We start from the raw sequence: 16,292 nt of genomic DNA on the forward strand, positions 1-16,292 counted from the left end.
CGGCCCGCCGCGTCCGGGTCGCCGCACACCACGGCGGTCAGCAGCCCGGCGGGGACGCGCAGCCCGGTCGCCGGGTCGTACAGATCACCGGTCGGCCTGGCGTCGGCGAGGCCGCCGCGCTCGGCCTCGAACGAGGTGCGCTCCAGTGCCAGCACCCGGGCGGCGCGCTTCGCCGAAGGCCGGGAGAAGGAGTACGCCATGGCGATCTCCTCGAACTGGCCGAGCGGGAAGATCAGCAGCGTCACCGCGCTGTAGACGGTCACCAGCTGGCCCGGGTCGATCCGGCCGTCCAGCGCCAGATTCGCCCCGTACCAGACCACCGTGATCAGCATGATCCCCGGCAGCAGCACCTGGACGGCGGAGATCAGCGACCACATCCTGGCGCTGCGCACCGCAGCCTTCCTGACCTCCTGCGAAGCGGCGCGGTAGCGGCCGAGGAACAGCTCCTCGCCGCCGATCCCGCGCAGCACCCGCAGCCCGGCGACGGTGTCCGAGGCCAGTTCGGTGGCCTTGCCCGCCTTGTCACGCTGCACGTCGGCCCGTTGGGTGGCGCGCGGCAGCAACGGCAGGACGGCGAGGGCGAGGACCGGTACGCCGATGGCGACCACCAGCCCCAGCGACGGCAGGTACCAGAGGAGACCCGCGCAGATCAGCACGATCGCGCAGGCGGCGGCGAGGAAGCGGGAGACCGCCTCCACGAACCAGCCGATCTTCTCCACGTCGCCGGTGGAGACGGCGACGACCTCACCCGCCGCGACCCGGCGGGTCAGCGCCGAGCCCAGCTCCGCCGTCTTGCGGGCCAGCAGCTGCTGGAGCCGCGCCGCCGCCGTGATCCAGTTGGTGATGGCGGTGCGATGCAGCATCGTGTCGCCGACCGCGATCCCCAGGCCGAGCACGGCGATGAGCCCGCCGGCGAGCGCCAGCCGCGCGCCGGAGCGGTCGACGACCGCCTGCACGGCGAGTCCCGCGCCCACCGGCAGTCCGCCGACGGAAAGATGGTGCAGCAGGCCCCAGCCCAGCGCCTTGAGCTGGCCGCGCAACTGGTTGCGGCCCAGCCACAGCAGGAACCGGGGGCCCGACCGTGCGTCGGGGACCCCGGGGTCGGCGTACGGAAGGTCGCGAATCTGCATGATGTCCCATGACTCGTGGAGTGGTCCCAAACCGTGCAAGCTTCGCCTTCCGGGACGGCCCGGAGCAACGGCTTTTCCGCGGTGAGGTGGCAAAACGAGCCACCGGGACCGAGCGGGACGCGGCCGGTCAGGGGGCGGCGGGGCGGGTCACCCGCTCCAACTCCAGCAGCACCGACTGGTAGTGCTGTCCCGTGGCCCGGTCCATGCCGATCTCGCACATCCGGTTCGCCGAGAGGTACGCGTCGAAACTCCGTCCGGTGACCTCGGCCGCCTCATGCGCGGTGGCCGAATCCGTCAGCTCCTTGTGCAGCATGCCCCGGTCACCCGCGAAGGCGCAGCAGCGGGCGTCGTCCGGGACGTACACCTCATGGGCGCAGGCCTCGGCGACCGTACGCAGCTGCTCCTCGTCGCCGAGATGACGCATCGAGCAGGTCGGATGGACGACCGCCGAATCCGCCTTCCGCAGCACCGTCAGCCGGGGGAGCAGCGTGTCGGCCGCCCAGACGAGCGAGTCCACGACAGTCAGCTCCTTGTGCAACTGCCGGTTGTCGGGGGTGAGATACGGCACGACCTCCTCGGCGATACCGAGCGTGCAGGAGGAGGCGTCCACGATCAGCGGGAGCCGGCCGCCCGCCGTCCAGCGCCACGCCGCCTCCACGATGCGGTTGGCCATCAGCCGGTTGCCCGCCTCGTACCCCTTGGAGTGCCAGATGGTCGCGCAGCAGGTGCCTGCCACATCCTCCGGGATCCAGACGGCCTGTCCCGCGCGGTTCGCCAGCGCGACCACCGCCTGCGGCAGTGACGGGCCCTTGTGGTCGTCCGGCTCGCCGAAGATGCGGTTCACACAGGCGGGGTAGTAGACGGCGGTCGCCGCCCGCTCGCTCGTGCGGGGCAGGGTGCGCGCCGCGGCGCCGGGGATCTCCGGCAGCCACTCGGGGACGAGATCGGGGCGCACCGCCGCGCGTGCCCTGCGGGTGACCGACTCCAGGAGCCGGTCGCTGATCCGGCTCGAAGCGGCGACGGCGAGCCGCGCGGAAGCCTCGACCGCCTTGAAGTGCCGGGCGGTCAGCTCGGCGATCCGCTCCTCACGCGGGGAGTGCCGCTGATGACGGAAGTCCTTCATCATCGCGCCGGTGTCGATGCCGACCGGGCAGGCCAGCTTGCAGGTGGAGTCGCCCGCGCAGGTGTCCACCGCGTCGTAGCCGTACGACTCCAGCAGATTCGACTCGACGGGGGAACCGCCCGGCTGGCGCATCATCTCCCTGCGCAGCACGATGCGCTGGCGCGGCGTGGTGGTCAGGTCGTGGCTCGGGCAGGTCGGTTCGCAGAAGCCGCACTCGATACAGGGGTCGGCGATCGCCTCGACCTCGGGGATGGTCTTGAGGCCGCGCAGATGCGCCTTCGGATCGCGGTCGAGCACGATGCGCGGGGCCAGCACCCCGTCGGGGTCGATGATCTGCTTCGTCCGCCACATCAACTCCGTGGCCTGCGGGCCCCATTCCAGTTCGAGGAACGGTGCGATGTTGCGTCCCGTGGCGTGTTCGGCCTTGAGCGAGCCGTCGAAGCGCTCCACCGTCAGCCGGCAGAACTCGTCCATGAACGCGGCGTACCGCTCGACGTCCGTCTCCTTCGCCGCGTCGAACGCGAGCAGGAAGTGCAGATTGCCGTGCGCGGCATGACCGGCGACCGCCGCGTCGAAGCCGTGCCTGGTCTGCAGTTCGAGCAGCGCCTCGCAGGCGTCGGCGAGCCGGGACGGCGGTACGGCGAAGTCCTCGGTGATCAGCGTCGTACCGGACGGGCGCGCGCCGCCGACCGCCGTGACGAACGCCTTGCGCGCCTTCCAGTAACCGCTGATCACCGCCGCCTCGCGGGTGAAGGCGTTGGTCACCGAAGGGACGGGCACGACCAGGTCGAGCCCCTTCAGGGCCTCGGCCGCCGCCTGCTCGTACACCTCCTGGCCCGCTTCGTCGGGCGCCCGGAACTCCACCAGCAGGGCGGCGGTCGAGCGGGGGAGCCCGGCCCAGTCAGCGGGCACCCCGGCGACGCTCACCGACGCGCGCAGCGTGTTGCCGTCCATCAGCTCGACGGCGATCGCGCCCGCCTCGGTGAAGCGCGGGACCGCGGCCGCCGCGGCGGGCAGGGAAGGGAAGAACAGCAGCGCCGTGCTGACCTTCCGGTCGAGCGGAAGGGTGTCGAAGACGATGTCGGAGATGAAGCCGAACGTGCCCTCGGAGCCGACCATCAGACCGCGCAGGATCTGCACCGGCGTCGCGCCGTCCAGGAAGGCGTCGAGCCGGTAGCCGTTGGTGTTCTTGATCTCGTACTTGGCGCGGATCCGCGCGGTCAGCGCCGCGTCCGCCTCGATCTCCGCCTTCACCGCGAGCAGCCCGGCACACAGCTCGGGCTCGGCGCGCGCCAGCGCCTCGTCGGCGTCCGGCGCCGCCGTGTCGACGACCGTGCCGCTCGGCAGCACGAAGGTCAGCGAGGCGACGGTGCGGTACGAGTTACGGGTGATGCCCGCCGTCATCCCCGACGCGTTGTTGGCCACGACACCGCCGACGGTGCAGGCGATGGCGCTCGCCGGGTCGGGGCCGAGCAGCCGGCCGTGCCGGGCGAGCGTGGCATTGGCGCGCGCCACGGTCGTACCGGGGCTGACCCGCGCCCGGGCGCCGTCGTCGAGCACCTCGACGCCCGTCCAGTGCCTGCGCACGTCGACCAGGATGTCCTCGCCCTGCGCCTGACCGTTCAACGACGTGCCCGCCGCGCGGAAGACCACCTCACGGCCCTCGCGGTGCGCGTAGCCGAGCACGGCCGAGATCTCCCCGATGTCGCGCGGCACCACGACCACCTGCGGCAGGAAGCGGTACGGGCTGGCGTCGGACGCGTACCGCACCAGGTCGGAGATCTTCGAGAGCACCCGGTCGGGGCCGAGGAGCGCGACCAGCTCGTCGCGCAGCGTCTCGGGACTGCCCTTGGCCCGGTCGTCGGAGACCCGGTCATGGGCGGCCGGACCCTTGGTGTGACGCGGGCGGAGCGCCTGCGGCTTCGGCTCCAGCAGTGGCATGAACGGGCTCCTCGGCGGTCGTCGTACGCGGTGACGCGGGCGGCGGCCGGCAGTGCGTCGCTGGTCAGCGGCACCGCCTGCGATCAGCAGCGCCGCTCCGGCCCTCCGTCCACCAGGGTAGACAGCAGCCCGCCGAGCACATCGCGCTGGTCCGCGTCGAGCGGCGCCAGGATGTCCTCGGCCGCCGAACGGCGGGCCGTACGCAGCGCGCGCAGCGTCTCGCGCCCGGCCTCGGTGATCTCGATCCGCACCACCCGGCGGTTGGTCGGGTCGGGCGCCCGCCGCACCCATCCGCTGGACTCAAGCCCGTCCACCAGAGTGGTCACCGCGCGGGGGACCACCTCCATCCGCGCCGCCAGGTCGGCCATGCGCGGCGGCTCGTCGTACGCCGCGACCGCGCGCAGCAGACGGGCCTGCGCCGGGGTGATGCCGATCGGCTCCAGCTGGCGCTTCTGGATGCGGTGGAGCCGGCGGTTCAGCCGCAGCAGCTGCTCGGCCAGCATGCCGTCACGGTCGGGGGAGTTCATGCGGGAACAATACCAGGACAGCGCTCATTGTGTACATAGGTAACAGTGAGCTATGCTCACCAAAGTTCGCTCCCCTCTCCACTCCCGAAGGAGCCCATGAAACCCGAACCGTCCACCTGGACACCCCAGGACCGCGCCGGCGGCCCCGGGCAGCCGGAGCCCCCCGCCCAGTTGCGGCGCATCTTCGGCCTCTTCCGCCCCTACCGCGGCCGGCTCGCCGTCGTCGGACTGCTCGTCGGCGCCTCGTCGCTGGTCTCCGTCGCCTCGCCGTTCATGCTGCGGGCGATCCTCGACACCGCGATCCCGCAGGGGCGCACGGGCCTGCTGACCCTGCTCGCGCTCGGCATGATCGTCACCGCCGTGGTCAACAGCGTCTTCAGTGTGCTCCAGACGCTGATCTCGACCACGGTCGGCCAGCGCGTCATGCACGACCTGCGCACCGCCGTGTACGGCCAGCTCCAGCGCATGCCGCTCGCCTTCTTCACCAGGACCAGGACCGGCGAGGTCCAGTCCAGGATCGCCAACGACATCGGCGGCATGCAGGCCACCGTCACCTCGACGGCCACCTCGCTCGTCTCCAACCTCACCTCCGTCATCGCGACCGTCGTCGCCATGATCGCGCTGGACTGGCGGCTGACGATCGTGTCGATGCTGCTGCTGCCGGTCTTCGTCTGGATCAGCCGCCGTGTCGGCCGCGAGCGCAAGAAGATCACCACCCACCGCCAGCGCCAGATGGCCACGATGGCGGCCACCGTCACCGAGTCGCTGTCCGTCAGCGGCATCCTCCTCGGCCGCACGATGGGCCGGGCCGACTCGCTCACCAAGACCTTCGCCGACGAGTCCGAGCGGCTCGTCGACCTGGAGATCCGCTCCAACATGGCGGGGCGCTGGCGGATGTCGACCATCGGCATCGTCATGGCCGCCATGCCGGCCGTCATCTACTGGGTGGCGGGCATGGCGCTGCACAGCCAGGGGCCGGCCGTCTCGATCGGCACCCTGGTCGCCTTCGTCTCGCTCCAGCAGGGTCTCTTCCGTCCGGCGGTGAGCCTGCTCGCCACGGGCGTGCAGATGCAGACGTCGCTCGCCCTGTTCCAGCGCATCTTCGAATACCTCGACCTGCCGGTGGACATCACCGAGCCCGACGAGCCGGTCACGATCGACCGGGTCGCGGGAGAGGTGCGCTTCGCCGATGTCGACTTCGCGTACGACGACAAGGGCGCGCCGACCCTGACCGGTATCGACCTGACCGTCCCCGCGGGCGGCAGCCTCGCCGTCGTCGGACCCACCGGATCCGGCAAGTCGACGCTCAGCTATCTCGTCCCCCGGCTCTACGACGTGACGGGCGGCCGGGTCGAGCTCGACGGCGTCGACGTCCGTGACCTGGACTTCGACACGCTGGCCCGCGCGGTCGGCGTGGTCTCCCAGGAGACCTACCTCTTCCACGCGTCCGTCGCCGAGAACCTGCGGTTCGCCAAGCCCGAGGCCACGGCCGAGGAGATCGAGACGGCCGCGAGGGCCGCCCAGATCCACGACCACATCGCGTCGCTGCCCGACGGCTACGACACCCTGGTCGGCGAGCGCGGCTACCGCTTCTCCGGAGGCGAGAAGCAGCGGCTGGCGATTGCCCGTACGATCCTGCGCGACCCGCCCGTGCTGATCCTCGACGAGGCGACCAGCGCCCTGGACACCCGCACCGAACACGCGGTGCAGCAGGCCATCGACGCGCTCTCCGCGGGGCGCACCACCATCACCATCGCCCACCGGCTCTCCACCGTCAGGGACGCGGACCAGATCGTCGTCCTCGACGCGGGCCGTATCGCCGAGCGGGGCACGCACGACGAGCTGGTCGCGCGGAACGGCCGGTACGCCGACCTGCTCCGCAGGGGCGAGTCGGCCGACCGGCCGTCCGACGGTCTGGCAGCGGTCTCGTCGTGAGGCGGTCCCGTGCCCAGAAACGCGGCAGCGCCGCTGCTCCCGTGGGACGGGGAGCAGCGGCGCCGGGCTCGCGGTCGAGGCGTCAGACGAGCCAGCCCACGAAGTGGACGAGGCCGGCGAGCAGGTTGGTGATGACGTTCATGGTGGTGCTTCTCCTCAATACGTAATGCTGATGTGGGACTGCGCGGCTCCGGTCTGCAGCCCGTCGCTTGCGCCCCGTAAGCATCACGCTTCACAGAGTGATCGGGCAATGGAAATCCTGACGATCACACCTTCTGACGAACAACCGATCCCACGTTCGTTTGTTCGTGCTTGTGGCGCGGTCGGGGCGCCGTCCGTGTCGTCGCAGCTCAGCTACCGGATTCGGTGATCACTCCGGGTTAGCGTGCCCGCATGACCAACCACCCTCCGCGTACCGGACCCGGGCGCCGCACCCGGTTGACCCGCCGCGGCCGGCTGGTCGTGCTGACAGGCGCCCTGCTCGCGGTGGCGACCGCCGTCGCCGTGCCCGTCCTACTGCTGACCGGCGACGACAGCGGCGGCGGAGGAGGCGGTGAGCAGGCCACCCTGGTCGTGCCGGAGGGGCGCCGCGCCACCCAGGTGTACGCCGCCGCCGACCGCGCGCTGTCCGTCCCCGCCGGTACGACACGCAAGGCGGCGACCGGGGGCGCGCTCACGCTGCCGACCGCCGCACGTGGCAACCCGGAGGGCTATCTCTATCCCGCCACCTATCCGGTCGGCCGCGCGACGACACCGGCGAGCCTGCTCAGTTTCATGGTCAACACCGCCAACCGGCGCTTCGGCGCCGACCGGATCGCGGCGGGGGCCCGGCGCAACGGGGTGACGGTCTATCAGGCCGTGACGATCGCCAGCATCGTGCAGGCGGAGGCGGCGACCGTGGCCGACATGGGAAAGGTGGCCAGGGTCGTGCACAACCGGCTGGCCATGGACATGCCCCTGCAGATGGACTCGACCCTCAACTACGCCCTGGGCCGCGCCACGCTGGACACCAGCCACGACGACACGAAGACCAGGAGCCCGTACAACACCTACGCGCACCGAGGGCTGCCGCCCACCCCGATCGGCAACCCCGGGGACGCCGCGATGAACGCGGCGGTCAACCCGACCCCCGGGCACTGGCTGTACTTCGTCACCGTCGCCGACGGCGACACCCGGTTCGCCGAGACCTACGAGGAACAGCGCAGCAACGTCCGGGAGTTCAACGAGAACCGCGGCCACGCGAGCGGCAACTGACCGTGGTCGGCGGCACGTCGGGCCGGGCGACTCGGGCCCCGCGGCTCAGACCGCAGCCCCCGCCGGCTCCCGGGCCAGCAGCCGCCTGATGTCCCGTACGGCCGTACGGCCCGCCCTGTTGGCGCCGATGGTGGAGGCCGAAGGCCCGTACCCCACGAGATGGACGCGTTCGTCCCGTACGGCGCGCGTGTCCTCGACCCGGATACCGCCGCCCGGCTCACGCAGCCGCAGCGGCGCGAGATGGTCGACGGCCGGCCGGAAGCCCGTCGCCCAGAGGATCACATCGGCAGCCACCCGCCGGCCGTCGTCCCAGGCCACGCCCTCCGGGGTGATCCGGTCGAACATCGGCTGCCGGTCGAGCACACCGTCCTCGCGTGCCGTGCGGATCGCGTCGGTCAGCGGCAGCCCGGTCACCGAGACGACACTCTGCGGCGGCAGGCCGCGCCGCACCCGCTCCTCGACGAGAGCGACGGCGGCCCGCCCCTGCTCCTCGCCGAACGGGCCCTCCCGGTAGACCGGTTCGCGCCGTGTCACCCAGGTGGTGTCCGCCGCAACCTCGGCGATCTCCATCAGATGCTGGGTCCCCGAAGCGCCGCCGCCCACCACGACCACCCGCAACCCGGCGAACTCGGCGGGCCCTTGGTAGTGCGCCGTGTGCAACTGCCGCCCGCGGAAGGTCTCCTGCCCGGGGTAGCGGGGCCAGAACGGACGGTCCCAGGTCCCGGTCGCGTTGATGACCGCGCGGCCCCGCCACCCACCCTCGGACGTCTCCACCAGGAGCCGCCCCGCTTCGCCCTCGCGCACCGCCGAGACATCCACGGGCCGGTGCACCCGCAGCCCGAACCGTTCCTCGTAGGCGGTGAAATACGCGCCGATCACCTCGGCCGAAGGACGCCCGGCGTCGGCGTCCTTACTGACCAGTTCCATACCGGGCAGCGCGTGCATGCCGTGCACCTTGCCGTAGGTCAGCGAGGGCCATCGGAACTGCCAGGCGCCGCCGGGGCGCGGTGCGTGGTCGAGCACGACGAAATCCCGGTCCGGCTCGAAGCCCGTACGCCGCAGGTGGTACCCGCTCGACAGACCGGCCTGACCGGCGCCGATGACCACCACGTCCACATCGCGCACCCCGAAGTCGTTCACGCCTCTGCCAACAGCTCCGAAACCGGGGATCTTCCCGTGCGCGCCCCGCCCCGTCGCGCGGCACGATAGGGGCTATGTCACACGCATTCACCACCAGGATCCTGCACATCGACAGCGGCAGCGAAGAGGCGGTCGTCGACCTGACCCGGGACTGCGCCGCGTTCCTCCACGACGTGGCGGACGGCCGCGACGGCCTGCTGAACGTGTTCGTGCCGCACGCCACGGCGGGAGTGGCCCTCATCGAGACGGGCGCGGGCAGCGACGAGGACCTGCTCGGCCAGCTCAGGACGCTGCTCCCCGCCGACAACCGCTGGCAGCACCGCCACGGCAGCCCCGGCCACGGCAGGGACCACGTCCTGCCGGCGCTCGTCCCTCCGCACGCCACCCTGCCGGTCGTCGCCGGCCGGCTGGAGCTGGGCACCTGGCAGTCGGTGTGCCTGGTCGACACGAACGTCGACAACGAGAGCCGGCAGGTGCGGCTGAGTTTCCTCGGCTGAACCCGAGACGTCGCTGTCCGTTCTGTGTAGATAGTCCTATTTGGGGAAAAATGGTCAGTAGGACATGCCGAGACCACGATGAAGGGGTCCTCATGGCATACATCGAAACGCACGAGAACGACAGCTTCTACGCCCTCGACCGGCCGGCCAACCCCACGCTCGCCGAGGACAGGCCCCGTGGCGGCGGAGCGCGGAAACCGCTGCACCACAAGGGGAGCCTGACCTTCGGCGCGCTGGTGGGCGCGGTCTTCCTGGAGATCCTCATCGGGATCTTCATGTTCCCGTGACCGGCACAGCGTGACCGGCACAGCGTGACCGCCACGTCGTGACCGGCCCGTATCGGCCCGTACCGAGGAGCGCTGGCGTCAGTCGGCTTCGCGCCGTGCGGCGTTCTTCTCCTTGATACGGACGGCTTCCTTGCGCACCTCGGCCTGGGTGGCGCGCTCCCGCGTGAGCCAGTCGGGGCCGGCTTCCTTCAGCGCCTCGATCTGCTCCGTGGTGAGCGGTTCGGTCACCCCGCCGCGGGCGAGACCCGCGATGGAGACGCCGAGCTTGGCCGCCACCACCGGGCGGGGGTGCGGGCCGTTGCGGCGCAACTCCTCGAGCCACTCGGGCGGCTCCGCCTGGAGCGCGCTCAGTTCGTTGCGAGAGACGACCCCCTCCTGGAACTCGGCGGGGGTGGCCTCAAGGTACACACCCAGCTTCTTCGCGGCTGTCGCCGGCTTCATGGTCTGGGTGGTCTGCTGCGACGTCATGGTGACCAGGGTATCGAGCGGGTGCGACGCCGCTGACCACGACCGGTAACCTGGCGGGGTGACAGGCTCGGAAGTGCCCCCTTCGTTCCGCCTCGCCTACGTCCCCGGCGTGACCCCCACCAAGTGGGTGCGGATCTGGCACGAGCGGCTGCCGGACACCCCGCTGACCCTCGTCCCCGTGTCGGCGGCCGAGGCCGCGGACGTCCTGCGGGACGGCGGCGCCGACGCCGGGCTCGTGCGGCTGCCGATCGACCGGACGGACCTCAGCGCGATCCCGCTCTACACCGAGACCACCGTGGTCGTGGTCCCGAAGGACCATGTCGTGGCGGCGGTGGAAGAGGTGTCGGCGCAGGAGCTGGCCGACGACATCGTGCTGCACCCCCTCGACGACACGCTCGAATGGGAGCGCCCGCCGGGACAGGCGGCGAACGAACGCCCCGAGACGACGGTCGACGCCGTCGAGCTGGTCGCGGCGGGGGTGGGCCTGCTCGTCGTCCCGCAGTCCCTCGCCCGGCTGCACCACCGCAGGGACCTGACCTACCGGCCCCTCTCCGACGCGCCCGAGTCGCGGATCGCGCTGTCCTGGCCGGAGGACGCCACCACCGATCTGGTCGAGGACTTCATCGGGATCGTGCGCGGCCGTACGGTCAACAGCACCCGGGGCCGCACACCCCCGGCCGCCGCCCCGACGCAGCCGAAGAAGGAACGCCCCGGTTCGGGCGGCGGCGGCGCGCGGCGCAAGCCGGCGGCGGGCAAAGCCACCGGCAAGAACCCGCGCGGCGGGTCCGCCGGTGCCAAGGGCGGCAAGCGCGGCAAACCGCGCCGCCGGTCCTGAGGCTCCCCCCGGGATCGTGCCCGGGGAACCGACCCCGCACCCCGCACCAGCAGGCATATTGGCGTCTTGTCAGTTTCGTGTACCGGGCAATAAGGTTTGGTCGCCTTCGTACCAGCCCTGTTCCCGGTGTCAGGAGTGCTCGTGCCCGCTGCCCACCCGTCCGCCGACGGTGCCCGGCCGCTTCGCGGCTTCGTCCGGTCCGGCCTCCTGAGCACCACCGTCGCCGTCCTCGCGATCACCGCCCTCACCCTGACCACCGAGGGCACCGCCGTCGCGGCCGTCGCGGCGAAGGCGGGCGCCCCCGGGCTCGGCGACCCGTACTTCCCGCTGGCGGGCAACGGCGGCTACTCCGTAGGGCACTACGGCCTCGACCTCGCCTACGACCCGGGCACCAAGCGGTTGGACGGCGAAGCGACGATCACCGCGCGGACCGGCGGCAAGGACCTGCGGACGTTCGACCTCGACCTGTCAGGTCTCACGGTCAGGAGCGTGCGCGTGGACGGCCGTACGGCGAAGTGGACACGGCACGGCCAAGAGTTGGTCGTCACCCCGCACAAGACGCTGCGCCGAGGCGCCGCCTTCCGGGTCGAGGTCAGCTACGGCGGCGTCCCCGCCGACGTGACCGACCCGGACGGATCGCCGGACGGCTGGATCGCCACCGACGACGGCGCGTTCGTCGCGGGGGAGCCGCAGGGCGCCATGTCCTGGTTCCCCGCCGACAACCATCCGCTCGACAAGGCCTCGTACGCGTTCGAGATCACCGTGCCCAAGGGGTACACGGCGGTGGCGAACGGTGTGCTGAAGTCACAGCGGACCAGCCACGGGAAGACGACGTTCCGCTGGGACCAGCGCGAGCCGATGGCGGCCTATCTCGCCACCGCCACGGTCGGCAAGTTCACCGTCCAGAGCTACAGGACGGCTTCGGGCATCCCGGTGTACAACGCCGTGGACCCGAGGGAGGCGGCGGAGGCCGCCCCCGCGCTGGCCGAGATCCCCGAGATCCTCAACTGGGAGACCAAGCGGTTCGGCCCCTACCCGTTCTCGGCGGCCGGCGCCATCGTCGACCACGCCCCCGATGTCGGCTACGCGCTGGAGACGCAGACCAGGCCGGTGTACGACAGGGCTCCGGACGTCGGCACGGTCGTGCACGAGATGGCACACCAGTGGTTCGGCGACTCCGTGAGCCTGACGAGCTGGCAGGACATCTGGCTCAACGAGGGCTTCGCGACGTACGCCGAATGGCTCTGGGAGGAGCAGCACGGCGGGCAGAGCGCGCAGGCCAGCTTCGACCACTACTACGCGTCGCCGGCGACCAGCGGTCTCTGGGCGTTCCCCACCGCGGATCCCGGCAGCGGCGAGAACATCTTCGCCTCACCCGTCTACACGCGCGGCGCGATGGCACTGCAGAAGCTGCGCACGGCCGTCGGCGACCGGGACTTCTTCACGATCCTGAAGTCCTGGGCGCGCGGCCACCGTTACGGCAACGGCACCACGGCCCAGTTCGTCGCCCTGAGCGAGAAGGTGTCGGGCAAGCATCTCGGGCCGCTGTTCCACACCTGGATCGGTACGGCGGGCAAGCCGGCCAAGCCGTAGTCGCCGTCGTGGCTGGGGTGCCCGCGCCGCGCGTCACGCCTTGCGGAACCTGGCCCCGATCGGCGGCGAGTGGAAGGCCGTCGACGTACCGGAGGCCCAGGCCGCCAGGTCGGGGCGCTTCGGGCGGGAGCCGCCGGCCAGCCAGATGCCGATGACGACCAGCCCGCCGACGACCGTCAGGATCAGGGTGACCACCACCGACGTCCGGTAGCCGTCGGCGAAGTCGGATCCCGTCGTCATGGCGAGATGCACCAGGACCGGGCCGATCAGGAACGCGGCCTCGGAGCGCAGCAGTTCGACCAGGGCGAAGGTCGGACCGAGCTGTGCGGCCGACACCGAGAAACCGGCGAGGAACAGTCCGGGGGTGACGCCGGCGCCCGCGCCGAAGCCCAGGAACAGCATGGCGACCGGCACCACGGCGGACGCGTTCGACGCCGAGACCGCCAGCAGGATCCCGGCGCCGACGGCGACGCTGACGATCCCGGAGAGTGCCAGGACCGGTGTCCAGCGGGTGGTCACCAGTTGCTTGAACAGCACGGAAGCGATCACCACTCCGAGCACCATCGGAGCGATCAGCGCGCCCGACTTGATCGGGGAGTAGCGCGCCACCTCCTCCAGATAGACCTCGGCCAGCTCCAGCAGGGTGGTGAAGGCGGCCCCGACGAGCATCGCGCCGAGGGTCCCGCTGACGGGCAGTGTGTTGCTGATGGGGCGTACCGGCATCAGTGCGTTCTTCTTGTGGTACTGACCGACGATCAGGACGGCACCGATCAGCAGGCCGACGATGACCGGGGCGAGGAACGCGGCGTCGGAGAACGAGCCACGGGACAGCCAGGAGACCCCGAAGAACGGCAGGAACGCCGTGCCGAAGGCGAGCGGAATGGCGAGCCAGTCGAATCGCGTGCCCCGCGCGTAGGGTTCGTTGCTCTCGAACGTCAGGGCCCCGAGGGTCAGTCCGACGGCGGCGAGCACGGCCACCGAGGTGTAGAGCAGCCGCCAGCCGCCGTAACTGCCGATCAGCCCGCCCACCAGCGGTCCCGCCGTCACCATGCCGAACAGCCCGATGCTGATGACCGCGGCGGTGAACGGCAGCCGTTCGATGCCGTGCCCCAGGATCAGCGGCGGCAGCGCGGAGACCAGCAGCATGCCGGTGCACAGCCCCTGGAGGATCAGACCGGCCATGAACAGCCCGATCCCCGGGGCGCTCAGCGCCAGGACGGAGCCCAGGACGAACCCGGACTCGGCGAGCAGGTAGACCACCCGCCGCGGCAGCCGCTGGAGCAGGTCGGCGGCGCCCACGGCACCGAACGCGTACCCCGCGTTGGACATGCCGCTGGTGAGCTGCAACTCGAACCGGGTGGCGCTGAGGTCGTGCATGAGGACCGGCAGCGCGAAGGAGGTCGCCGTGGTGAGGATCAGGTAGGGGCTCAGTGCGAGGAGCACCATGATCACTGCCGCGGGGTAGTTCCCGGCCAGTGGGACGCGGCTGAGGATGCGTGGCACGGGAAGCCTGAGCGGCATGGTTGCCCTTTGTGATCGGCGGCGGCCTGACGGATGGTCAGCAGCGTAGATCGCGGTGACCCTGGGTCACGGCTGACACGCCCGCGTCCCGGCGGCAGTCGCCCCCGGGACGCGCCCCGCCCGTGGCCCCGCTCAGTCCCCGGCCGCCGCCGATGCGTTGGTGATGGCCGTCCCGACAGCGGCCACCCGGTCGGCGAGAAGGCCGAGCGCGGCCACCGCGCGAGCCATGGGATCGCCGTCGGGCCCGCCGAGCGCCTGGGTGCGTACGTACGACGCGTTGATCGCGGACAGGCGCGCCGCCTGCTCGGCGGTGAGCGCGGAGCGCAGCTCGGCGAGCTTCAGCAGATTCGACTCGGCCCCCGTGGTGAGGGTCTGCGCCTCCGCCGTGTAGTGGTCGTCCACGACGGCCGACAATTCGGCCTCGTTCATCACCGGCACGATCCGCTCGGCGATCTTGTTCATGTCGCGGTACGACCCCTGCAGCCGGAACGGCGGCTCGGTACGGGTCTGCGCGGTCCGGGCCGCCGAGGCGAGATACGCGGAGTTCACCGCGAGGACGGTCTCCCGCGCGGCGAGCAGATGGCGCAGTACGGCGAGGATCCGCTCCACCTCGGCCGGGGTGTACGCGTGCTCGGTCCGCTCGGCGGGCCCCGCGCCGTGCCCGCGGGCGCGGCGTACCAGCAGTTCGAGATCGCTCCGGGAGCGGCCCGCCAGCGGCGCGAGCACGGGGTTGGCGGTCAGCGCGTTCTCCACGAAGCTCATCGCGAACACCTCGTCACGGCCGGTCAGCACCTCGCCGAGATTCCAGACGTCGGCGCGGTTGGCGAGCATGTCCGGGATCTGGAACCGCTCCCCGGAGCCGGTGTACGGATTGCCGGCCATGCAGACGGCGAACCGCTTGCCGCGCAGGTCGTAGCTGTGCGGCCGGCCGTCCCTGACCCCCTCGACCCGGCGGGTCGCGTCGCAGAGCGGAATGAACCGCTGGAGCAGTTCGGGTGAGGTGTGCTGGATGTCGTCCAGGTAGAGCAGTGTGTTGTTGCCTGCGGCGAGCGCGAAATTGATCTTCTCGATCTCCTGACGCGCCGTCACACTGCCTGCCTCGGCCGGGTCGAGCGAGGTCACCTCGTGGCCCAGCGCCGGACCGCTGATCTTGACCAGGACCATGCCGAGCCGGTCGGCGACGTACTCCAGCAGCGTCGTCTTGCCGTAGCCGGGCGGCGAGACCAGCAGCAGCATGCCCTGCGAGTCGGTGCGCCGGCCGGCGCCCGCGGCGCCGATCTGTTTGGCGAGCGCGTCACCGATCAGCGGCAGGTACACCTCGTCGAGCAGCCGGTTGCGGACGAACGCCGGCATCACACGCGGCCGGTGGTCCTCCAGCCGCAGCCGGCGCCGCTCGGCGGCGACGAGCCGGCTGCGCAGCCGCTGGTACGCGCGGAAGCCCGGCATCGTCTTCGTACGGAACTCCGTGGTACGGGCGAGGAGTTCGTCCAGCCGAACGGTCATCCTGCCCCGGGCGATCCGGGGGTGGGTGCCCAGCAGCCCCTCGACGGTCACCGTCAGCGCCGCGTCGCTCTCGTACCGCTCCAGCTCAGGACACAGCTCGACGGCGACCGCCTCGGCCAGCTCACCGGGGTCCAGCTCCGTACCGCTCGAAGCGGCGTACGGAGCGAGCCAGCCCTCGACGAGCTGACGGCGCGCGTGCGGGTCGTCGCCGAGCGCGAGCAGATCCTCGTCGTAGGCCGACGTGCCCGCCGCCCGGCGGAACTTGTCCAGCAGCGTGCGGGTCGAAGCGCTGGTGACGAAGCCGGCGGGGCCGCCCGTCAGCTCCTCGAAGAGGTACGAGGCGACCGCGTCTCCCGGCTCCTCCCCGGGCAGCGCCTCCTCGATCGCAGCCGCCCACTCCCGGCGCAGCGCGTCGATCGCGGGAGCGGGCCCGAAGGCGGCACGGGCCCGCGCCAGCGAGCGGGCCCTGCGCTGCCACGAGGCGCGGCGCGAGTCGCCCGCGCCGTACGCCCAGAACCGCTGTGCGGCGGCCCGTACG

At 71.5% G+C, this 16,292-nt stretch carries 13 protein-coding genes; 6 read left to right on the forward strand and 7 right to left on the reverse strand.

The genetic code is table 11. From position 1 onward, the window contains the following. From HY68_RS30795 to HY68_RS30805, 3 genes are all read right to left on the reverse strand, one after another. The coding region (locus HY68_RS30795; protein ID WP_042000265.1) for an ABC transporter ATP-binding protein at window positions 1–1,130 on the reverse strand (1,130 nt) is incomplete at its 3' end. 127 nt (window positions 1,131–1,257) lie between these two features. Beyond that, the gene (locus HY68_RS30800) at window positions 1,258–4,194 is read right to left on the reverse strand and encodes an FAD-binding and (Fe-S)-binding domain-containing protein (protein WP_041998006.1); all 2,937 of its coding nucleotides are present in this window, start codon (window positions 4,192–4,194) and stop codon (window positions 1,258–1,260) included. A gap of 83 nt (window positions 4,195–4,277) precedes the next feature. After that, window positions 4,278–4,721 carry a MarR family transcriptional regulator gene (locus tag HY68_RS30805; protein ID WP_041998008.1) on the reverse strand — a complete coding sequence of 148 codons (444 nt, stop codon included), beginning with the start codon at window positions 4,719–4,721 and terminating at the stop codon, window positions 4,278–4,280. 96 nt (window positions 4,722–4,817) lie between these two features. Between HY68_RS30805 and HY68_RS30810 the strand changes: the two genes are divergently transcribed. Then, complete coding sequence (locus HY68_RS30810) at window positions 4,818–6,656, forward strand: ABC transporter ATP-binding protein (RefSeq protein ID WP_041998010.1); 1,839 nt, start codon at window positions 4,818–4,820, stop codon at window positions 6,654–6,656. A 393-nt stretch (window positions 6,657–7,049) separates the two neighbouring features. Next, complete coding sequence (gene mltG, locus HY68_RS30815) at window positions 7,050–7,910, forward strand: endolytic transglycosylase MltG (protein WP_041998012.1); 861 nt, start codon at window positions 7,050–7,052, stop codon at window positions 7,908–7,910. Window positions 7,911–7,955: 45 nt separating this feature from the next. Here the strand turns inward: mltG and HY68_RS30820 are convergent, their stop codons facing one another. After that, window positions 7,956–9,050 (reverse strand): NAD(P)-binding domain-containing protein, encoded by a 1,095-nt coding sequence (locus HY68_RS30820; RefSeq protein ID WP_041998014.1) that lies wholly within the window; start codon window positions 9,048–9,050, stop codon window positions 7,956–7,958. A 74-nt stretch (window positions 9,051–9,124) separates the two neighbouring features. Here HY68_RS30820 and HY68_RS30825 point away from each other — a divergent pair, with 74 nt between their 5' ends. Beyond that, on the forward strand, window positions 9,125–9,547 hold the full coding sequence (locus HY68_RS30825; RefSeq protein ID WP_041998016.1) for a YjbQ family protein: 423 nt from the start codon (window positions 9,125–9,127) through the stop codon (window positions 9,545–9,547). Window positions 9,548–9,639: 92 nt separating this feature from the next. Further along, entirely contained in the window at window positions 9,640–9,834 is a 195-nt protein-coding gene (locus HY68_RS30830) for a hypothetical protein (protein ID WP_041998018.1), read from the forward strand. Window positions 9,835–9,912: 78 nt separating this feature from the next. Here HY68_RS30830 and HY68_RS30835 read toward each other — a convergent pair whose 3' ends face one another. After that, window positions 9,913–10,302 (reverse strand): DUF5997 family protein, encoded by a 390-nt coding sequence (locus HY68_RS30835; RefSeq protein ID WP_041998020.1) that lies wholly within the window; start codon window positions 10,300–10,302, stop codon window positions 9,913–9,915. 58 nt (window positions 10,303–10,360) lie between these two features. Here HY68_RS30835 and HY68_RS30840 point away from each other — a divergent pair, with 58 nt between their 5' ends. Further along, window positions 10,361–11,137 carry a LysR substrate-binding domain-containing protein gene (locus HY68_RS30840; RefSeq protein WP_041998022.1) on the forward strand — a complete coding sequence of 259 codons (777 nt, stop codon included), beginning with the start codon at window positions 10,361–10,363 and terminating at the stop codon, window positions 11,135–11,137. A gap of 249 nt (window positions 11,138–11,386) precedes the next feature. Beyond that, window positions 11,387–12,730: a M1 family metallopeptidase gene (locus HY68_RS30845; protein WP_241778890.1), complete on the forward strand. Its 1,344-nt coding sequence runs from the start codon at window positions 11,387–11,389 to the stop codon at window positions 12,728–12,730. Window positions 12,731–12,763: 33 nt separating this feature from the next. On the opposite strand, the gene HY68_RS30850 is transcribed toward HY68_RS30845, so the two are convergent. Next, window positions 12,764–14,233, reverse strand: a complete 1,470-nt coding sequence (locus HY68_RS30850) for an MFS transporter (RefSeq protein ID WP_241778813.1) — start codon at window positions 14,231–14,233, stop codon at window positions 12,764–12,766. Between the two features lie 150 nt (window positions 14,234–14,383). After that, the coding region (locus HY68_RS30855; protein ID WP_041998028.1) for an ATP-binding protein at window positions 14,384–16,292 on the reverse strand (1,909 nt) is incomplete at its 5' end.

The sequence above is a fragment of the Streptomyces sp. AcH 505 genome, from assembly GCF_000818175.1.
Lineage (GTDB): Bacteria > Actinomycetota > Actinomycetes > Streptomycetales > Streptomycetaceae > Streptomyces.

What these genes read in the sequence shown, in the direction of transcription:
- HY68_RS30800 (WP_041998006.1), bottom strand. Translation starts at nt 4,194, where the DNA reads ATGCCACTGCTGGAGCCGAAGCCGCAGGCGCTCCGCCCGCGTCACACC.
- HY68_RS30805 (WP_041998008.1), bottom strand. Translation starts at nt 4,721, where the DNA reads ATGAACTCCCCCGACCGTGACGGCATGCTGGCCGAGCAGCTGCTGCGG.
- HY68_RS30810 (WP_041998010.1), top strand. Translation starts at nt 4,818, where the DNA reads ATGAAACCCGAACCGTCCACCTGGACACCCCAGGACCGCGCCGGCGGC.
- mltG (WP_041998012.1), top strand. Translation starts at nt 7,050, where the DNA reads ATGACCAACCACCCTCCGCGTACCGGACCCGGGCGCCGCACCCGGTTG.
- HY68_RS30825 (WP_041998016.1), top strand. Translation starts at nt 9,125, where the DNA reads ATGTCACACGCATTCACCACCAGGATCCTGCACATCGACAGCGGCAGC.
- HY68_RS30830 (WP_041998018.1), top strand. Translation starts at nt 9,640, where the DNA reads ATGGCATACATCGAAACGCACGAGAACGACAGCTTCTACGCCCTCGAC.
- HY68_RS30835 (WP_041998020.1), bottom strand. Translation starts at nt 10,302, where the DNA reads ATGACGTCGCAGCAGACCACCCAGACCATGAAGCCGGCGACAGCCGCG.